We start from the raw sequence: 5939 nt of genomic DNA, 5'->3' as shown, positions 1-5939 counted from the left end.
GAGATAGATCAGCCGCAATGACGTCATCTTTGAGCACCGCATGTTCGAACGGTACCGGCACGACCTCATGGGGGCGGTTGAATGTGTTGACCGAAGTGATGGCCGGTGCCGTCAGCATCTTGCCTTGCAGGTTCGCGCCGTGGGGACCAACCAGGTGGATGTGCACCGTCGTGGCGTGATGCGGATCGAGGTTCACCAATGCCACGTGCAGTACGCCAGCGGTGTCCCGCCCGGCAGCGGCGTGGATGCCCGGTACCTTGGCGTTGCCATAGTGATATGCCGGCGTTTCGACCTCAATCGGCAAATTTGTAGCGCCCTGGAACACCTTGTACATATCGAATACGTAGATGTCCAGGGTGATGGCCGCCGAAAGCGCATCGCGCAGGCTGTTCTGCTGGTATAGCACCGCATCCCCTGCGTCGGGATCCTGGTCCGTCCAGTTGCCCCACTCGTCCACGGCCAGTGCCACGCGCTTCTTCGGATCGTATTTGTCCATGACCTGGCTATGCCGGGTGATGAGGTCGTCCATGCCCAGCGCACCCTGCAAGGTGGATATCCACTGGTCCTCGCCGAATTGCGTGGCCGAACCTTTGTGTTTCCAGTCGCCAGTGGGGATGCTGTAGTTGTGCAGGCTTATGGCATCGATCTGGCTGCCTGCCGCTGCCATCAGGCTATCGGTCCAATGCACGTCGCCGGCATTCGCGCCACTGGCAATGCGCGTGATCGGCGCATTCGGCGGTGCGTGCACGAACGTGGCGTACTGGTTATAGACGTCCGCATAGAACTGTGGCCGCATCGAGCCACCACAGCCCCACATTTCGTTGCCGATGCCGACATAATCGAGCTTCCATGGCTTGTCGCGCCCGTTCGCCCGGCGCTCCTGCGCCAGGCTGGAATGGCCGTCCGCTGTGATGTACTCGATCCACTGGCTCATGTCGCGCGGCGAACCCGTGCCGACGTTGATGCTGACGTAAGCCTTTGCACCGATCAGCTCGGCGAAATCCATGATCCCTTGATGTTGGGTATCGGCGAATGCTCCCCGACCCAGATCCCACCATAAATGCCGTGCCCGAGCTGCTCGGCGAACTGGCCGTAGATCTCCGGATGGATCACTGCTCCAGGACGATCGGCATGAACCGTGATGTCGACAGCGGGACTACCGTGTACGCAAGTTGCCGATGCCGCGACCAGCCATGCGATGGCTCCTCCGATCCGCGCCCGAACGCTCACCTTCATGAAGCCCCCTCGCGTGCTTGTGCCACCGGTGTAAGCCTGGCTCATGGTGTTTTCCCTGTGGCTGGACCTGCATCCGCTTCGGTCAAGAGGCTGTCCAGATTGCTGACCACCTTCTTCCAGCCGTCGCCCATATTGCGGTAGGCGGTGTCGTTCTTGGGCAGCACGAACCCCGAATGCACGAGGCGCACGCGTGTACCCTGCTCAACCTTGGACAGCGTCCATGTCACCACCGTATCCAGCGGCGCGCCGTAGCCTTCGTTGCCCTGATTACCGCTCTGCCAGCTATAAACGAACCGTTCGCAGGGCACCACTTCCAACACCTGGCAATGGATGACGCCATCCCACTCGCCCGCCGACTTCGTCTGGAAGGTGAAGCGGTTGCCGGCCACAGCCTCGAAGCCCAGAGGCGCCATCAACCAGCGCGCGATCAGATCACCCGTGGTCAGCGCCTTCCAGATCGTCGCCGGTGCATGCGGAAAGACTTCGTCCACCACGATGGCTTGAGCGTCGGGTTGAAGCGCGGGACTGTTCATGGGTCGATGTCCTTGAGAAGCGTGCGGAAGTTGGTGAAGCGCTCGCGCCAGAAGACGCCGTAGTGGCTCATCCAGTCGACCAGCGGCGTGAGGCCGTCCGGCTGCGCCCGGTAATAGACGTTGCGTCCCTCGGGACGCTCAACCACCAGCCCCGCCTGCTTGAGCAATTTCAGGTGCTGGGAAATCGCGCCCTGCGTCACTCCGCTCCCGCGAGTTAGTTCAGCGACGGTGATCTCGTCGGCCCCGACTACGCGCTCGAACACGGCACGCCGGGTCGGGTCGGCCAGGGCGCGCATGACAGCGGTGATGGCGACGGCTTCAGTCATGGAACGACACATTAGCCATTGCTTATTGATTAGTCAATACTAATCTTTAGTGTCAACTCAGCTCGCCGCCTTCTTCACCAGCACGCCGATGCGGGCCTGCTCGGCCGAGCTCATTTCCTTAAGGGCGAAGGCAGTCGGCCACATCGGGCCATCGTCAAGGTTCGCCTTGTCGCTGAAGCCAAGCGTCGCGTACCTCGCCTTGAACTTCTGCGCGCTTTGGAAAAAGCACAGGACATGGCCGTCCTTTTCATACGCGGGCATGCCGTACCAGGTTCTCGGCGACAGGGTCGGCGCGTTGGCTTTGATGATGGCGTGAATCCGCTCGGCCATGCCGCGATCCGGTTCGGGCATTTGGGCGATCTTCGCGAGCACGTCCTTCTCTCCGTCTGCCTTGCTTGCGCGTGAGCCTCGGCGCGCGGTCGCCTTCAGTTCTTCGGCGCGTTCCGCCATCGCGGCTCGCTCGTCATCGGTGAATCCCTTGGGCTTTCCGCTTGTAGGTTTCATTTTATGAATCTCTTTGAAATTCATTAAATTACTGACACAACTTCAAGTATAGTCGCCGCCCGTTTTCAACTTCCTGACAGTTCTTTGCGCCGTACGATGATGCGCGATACCAGGCCATAGGCGACGGCTTCCTCGGCAGCCATCCACAGATCGCGCTCGATATCTCCGAGCACTCGCTCGATCGGCTGCCCAGTTTCGCGCGCGATGACATGGGCGATTCGCTGGCGTGCCTTGATGATCTCCTTGGCCTGGATGGCGATGTCGCTGGCCGGTCCACCTGCGCCGCCGCTGGGCTGGTGAATCAGGAAACGCGTCTGCGGCAGGCAGAATCGGCGTTCCCGCGGCACTCCGAGGTAGAGATGGGTGGCGGCGCTGCCCACCCAGCCTGTGCCGATCATGTTGACGGGCGCGGAGATGAAACGCAGTACGTCGTGGATCGCATCGCCGGACTCCAGGTGTCCGCCGGGGGAGGAAACGATCACGTCGATCGGGGCAGCGGAATCGGCGTCCAGCGCCAACAGACGGCGGACCGTCTCGGACGCCACGACATCCGTGACGGTGCCGAACACCAGCACGGTCCGGGCGCGGAACGTTTTTTCTTCCAGGAAAGCGCTGTTCTGTGCCGCGATAGGCTGGGTGGCCGTGTCCGGATCATTGGCAAGCATCTTGAAAAACTCCTTAGTGTTAGGTTCATTGAAAAGAAGCACTCTAATGGAACTGCCGTACGCTTCGCTCAAGCCAGAGAAAAGAAACCAGTGCCGTGGCGGGTGCGGATGCCCGCGTGGCGACTACCGTTTCAAGCAGCGCCAGGACGGCGGGCTGGTCGACCAGGCCGAGGTCGGCTAGCGCGCAATCGCGCAACTGGCCGGCAATCGACGAGGCGTGCCGGGATATCGATGCTGCCATCACCCCGGTAAACGTCTCCTTGGTGTAGTCGCGCGGGAAAACGTCATTGCCCAGGTGCTTGTGCAGGTATTGCCGTATAAGCTCCCGGCCCTGCCGATGTTCGCGCGGAAGCCGGTGGCAGAAGGCCGCGAGGCTGGGGTCGCTCAGCGGATTGACCGGCCACAATCCATGCCGAACCAGATCGGGGGCGCGGCAGGCAACTGCCAATAACGCCGTCGATGGCACTGGGCTTGCGGGAGCATCGAAGTTCCGCAGGCTTTGGGCCGCGCTCCGTGCGTGGCGGGTGAGCAGCTGCTCGGCGTAATGCCTGACTTCGTGCGCCCTCCCCGGCTCACCCGGGCCAGGCTTGCGCACTTCATCCAGATAGCTCGGAAACAGCTCATCGCCACCGATGCCGGTAAAGAGCATGTCGTGTCCCTGCGCACGCGCCTTGCGCCACAGGGCCGAGCACGCCTCCAGGTAATATTCCCGGGACAGGTTCTTTGTCTGTGCCGGCTGCTGGATATCGAGATCCGGCGGAAAGGCGGACATCTCCACGGTCTGGTCGATAAGGCCAAGCCGGCTTGTGATCTGATTCCGCCGCTCAATTTGCGGGTGGCGAACGTCGCCATCGAGCAGGATTCCCTTGCTTGCCACAGGACCCAGGCATTTCGCCAGGGCGCAGGCGACGCTGCCTGAGTCCATGCCACCGCTTAATTCGAGTGAGATGCGGTTCGCCACCATCGGTCTAGCCGATACTGCGCGCTCGATGAGTTCGGCGAACATCACCAACGCATCGCGCCCCTCCGGCAAGGGGGTGGGAGAGGTTTCCTCGGCCGTCGCCGGATACCGGTAATTTGCCCTGCCCGGTTGGACATCAAGGCAAGCACGCTCGGTCAGCAACTGGATGCCCACGCACAGCTGACGGGCCGAATAGACCGGGTTCATGACAAGGCGATGACTTGCGATTTCCGCATCGATCGCCAGCGGCTCCGTCGCCAGATCCGTGACGTCCCAGGAAATCCTGATCCTGTCCTCGGTAGCGCGGTAGTAAACAGGTACGGAACCCAATACGCCGGCGCGGACTTTCATTCGACATCCCGCCTGCGCGCCCTCGATCATGACGTAGTCGAGATGCCACAGGAGGCATTGCCGATATAGCCTTTGGAATTCCCCGGTGTCGACATCGCGCGTCGCGGCAGTTGCTCCTGGCGATGCCGCCGCACGCTCCCTCACCATGACGAACCACTGGCCTTCCGTCCTTACCAGCAGTACCTCGAGGCTGGGATGCGCATGGGGTGTGATTCGGCTATCTCCCAGTGCAATGGAGCCGTCCCTCCACTGCGCTTGATGGGAGAGATCCGGCAAAGCGATATCGGCCTTCAGCATGGTGGATTCTTATCCATGAAGAAGCCGTTTCCCTTGGGGGAAACGGCTTCGTATTATCAAAGGCGAGATTAATTTGCCGAATTTGCGCCTCAACCGCCGCCGTGGATAGTGCCTACCCTGCCGATATCGCCATCGGCATTGATTTTGGGTGCAAGCTTTCCTGCGCCTGCCTGGAATTGCAGCGGTCCTTCCAGCTGAACTCCGAAAGGATTGATTTCGTTCTGTATTTCTTCGTGCATCACAACATTAAGCTGATCCATGGGAGCACTCCGAATGAGATAAATATGCCGCCCCTATGGCGGCCTCTAAAACGTATCACGATTTATCATTATCAAATAACCATCAATGAATTAATTATATTTAATATGAAATATCGCACGTTCTTCCGGTTCGCCTAGCAAGGGAATCCCGACACGCTTGTTACTCTGATCATCCGTATAGCTGGAGCTACCGTAGATCCCATCAACAACTACTGGGAGATACCAGCGATGACGAAGCACGTGACCGGAACGCGCGAGGAATGGCTCGCCGCACGAGTGGAGCTACTGGGTGCAGAGAAGGACTTGACGCGACGCGGCGACGAGCTGGCACGGCGCCGTCAGGAACTGCCGTGGGTGCGAGTGGACAAGGCCTATCGATTCGAGACCGACGAAGGGAGCGCCTCGCTGGCTGACCTCTTCCGGGGGCGTTCGCAACTGATCGTCTACCACTTCATGTTCGGTCCCGACTTCGCAGCGGGTTGCCCTTCCTGTTCGGCAATCGCGGACGGGTTCAACGGCTCTGTTGTCCACCTGGCGAACCATGATGTCACGCTGCTGGCTATATCCCGGGCGCCGCTTGCGAAGCTTCAGGTATACAAACGCAGGATGGGATGGACATTTCCCTGGGCGTCCTCCCACGACGGAGACTTCAACTTCGACTTCAATATCTCGTTCACCGAGGAGCAACAACGCGAAGGAAGCATCGAATACAACTATGGCCGTGGCAACCATGCCATGGATGCGTCACCGCCCCTTGAACCCGTAGTCCAGCTCGCCGCGACCTGCGGTACCGACGCGCCTACCTA

At 60.3% G+C, this 5939-nt stretch carries 9 protein-coding genes; 1 reads left to right on the top strand and 8 read right to left on the bottom strand.

What is annotated here, in order from left to right:
• From VK519_RS16475 to VK519_RS16440, 8 genes are all read right to left on the bottom strand, one after another.
• Positions 1–1006, bottom strand: a 1006-nt coding sequence (locus VK519_RS16475) for an alpha-L-arabinofuranosidase C-terminal domain-containing protein (RefSeq protein WP_324351551.1), incomplete at its 3' end; no start/stop codon positions are given.
• A complete protein-coding gene (locus VK519_RS16470; RefSeq protein WP_324351549.1) occupies positions 988–1281 on the bottom strand; it encodes a hypothetical protein in 294 nt (97 codons plus the stop codon). The genes VK519_RS16475 and VK519_RS16470, both read right to left, overlap by 19 nt.
• Complete coding sequence (locus VK519_RS16465; RefSeq protein WP_324351547.1) at positions 1278–1769, bottom strand: SRPBCC family protein; 492 nt, start codon at positions 1767–1769, stop codon at positions 1278–1280. The genes VK519_RS16470 and VK519_RS16465 overlap by 4 nt, the downstream gene beginning before the upstream one ends.
• Positions 1766–2095, bottom strand: coding sequence for an ArsR/SmtB family transcription factor (locus VK519_RS16460; protein ID WP_324351545.1), 330 nt, complete (start codon positions 2093–2095; stop codon positions 1766–1768). Before VK519_RS16460 ends, VK519_RS16465 begins: the two co-directional genes overlap by 4 nt.
• Before the next feature lie 57 nt (positions 2096–2152).
• Positions 2153–2623 carry an iron chaperone gene (locus VK519_RS16455; protein ID WP_324351543.1) on the bottom strand — a complete coding sequence of 157 codons (471 nt, stop codon included), beginning with the start codon at positions 2621–2623 and terminating at the stop codon, positions 2153–2155.
• A 41-nt stretch (positions 2624–2664) separates the two neighbouring features.
• Complete coding sequence (locus VK519_RS16450) at positions 2665–3264, bottom strand: ATP-dependent Clp protease proteolytic subunit (RefSeq protein WP_324351541.1); 600 nt, start codon at positions 3262–3264, stop codon at positions 2665–2667.
• 43 nt (positions 3265–3307) lie between these two features.
• A complete protein-coding gene (locus tag VK519_RS16445; protein WP_324351539.1) occupies positions 3308–4873 on the bottom strand; it encodes an asparagine synthase-related protein in 1566 nt (521 codons plus the stop codon).
• Positions 4874–4962: 89 nt separating this feature from the next.
• On the bottom strand, positions 4963–5133 hold the full coding sequence (locus tag VK519_RS16440) for a hypothetical protein (RefSeq protein WP_324351537.1): 171 nt from the start codon (positions 5131–5133) through the stop codon (positions 4963–4965).
• 228 nt (positions 5134–5361) lie between these two features.
• Between VK519_RS16440 and VK519_RS16435 the strand changes: the two genes are divergently transcribed.
• Positions 5362–5939, top strand: a 578-nt coding sequence (locus VK519_RS16435; protein ID WP_324351535.1) for a DUF899 domain-containing protein, incomplete at its 3' end; no start/stop codon positions are given.

The organism is Pinirhizobacter sp. (genome assembly GCF_035317885.1).
In the GTDB taxonomy this organism is placed as follows: domain Bacteria; phylum Pseudomonadota; class Gammaproteobacteria; order Xanthomonadales; family Rhodanobacteraceae; genus Pinirhizobacter.
Note: the sequence above shows the minus strand (reverse complement) of the source record. Positions and strands in the feature narration are given on the sequence as shown.

Excerpts from the sequence above, each read along its gene's own strand:
- VK519_RS16470 (WP_324351549.1), bottom strand. The coding sequence starts at position 1,281 with ATGAGCCAGGCTTACACCGGTGGCACAAGCACGCGAGGGGGCTTCATG.
- VK519_RS16465 (WP_324351547.1), bottom strand. The coding sequence starts at position 1,769 with ATGAACAGTCCCGCGCTTCAACCCGACGCTCAAGCCATCGTGGTGGAC.
- VK519_RS16460 (WP_324351545.1), bottom strand. The coding sequence starts at position 2,095 with ATGACTGAAGCCGTCGCCATCACCGCTGTCATGCGCGCCCTGGCCGAC.
- VK519_RS16455 (WP_324351543.1), bottom strand. The coding sequence starts at position 2,623 with ATGAATTTCAAAGAGATTCATAAAATGAAACCTACAAGCGGAAAGCCC.
- VK519_RS16450 (WP_324351541.1), bottom strand. The coding sequence starts at position 3,264 with ATGCTTGCCAATGATCCGGACACGGCCACCCAGCCTATCGCGGCACAG.
- VK519_RS16445 (WP_324351539.1), bottom strand. The coding sequence starts at position 4,873 with ATGCTGAAGGCCGATATCGCTTTGCCGGATCTCTCCCATCAAGCGCAG.
- VK519_RS16440 (WP_324351537.1), bottom strand. The coding sequence starts at position 5,133 with ATGGATCAGCTTAATGTTGTGATGCACGAAGAAATACAGAACGAAATC.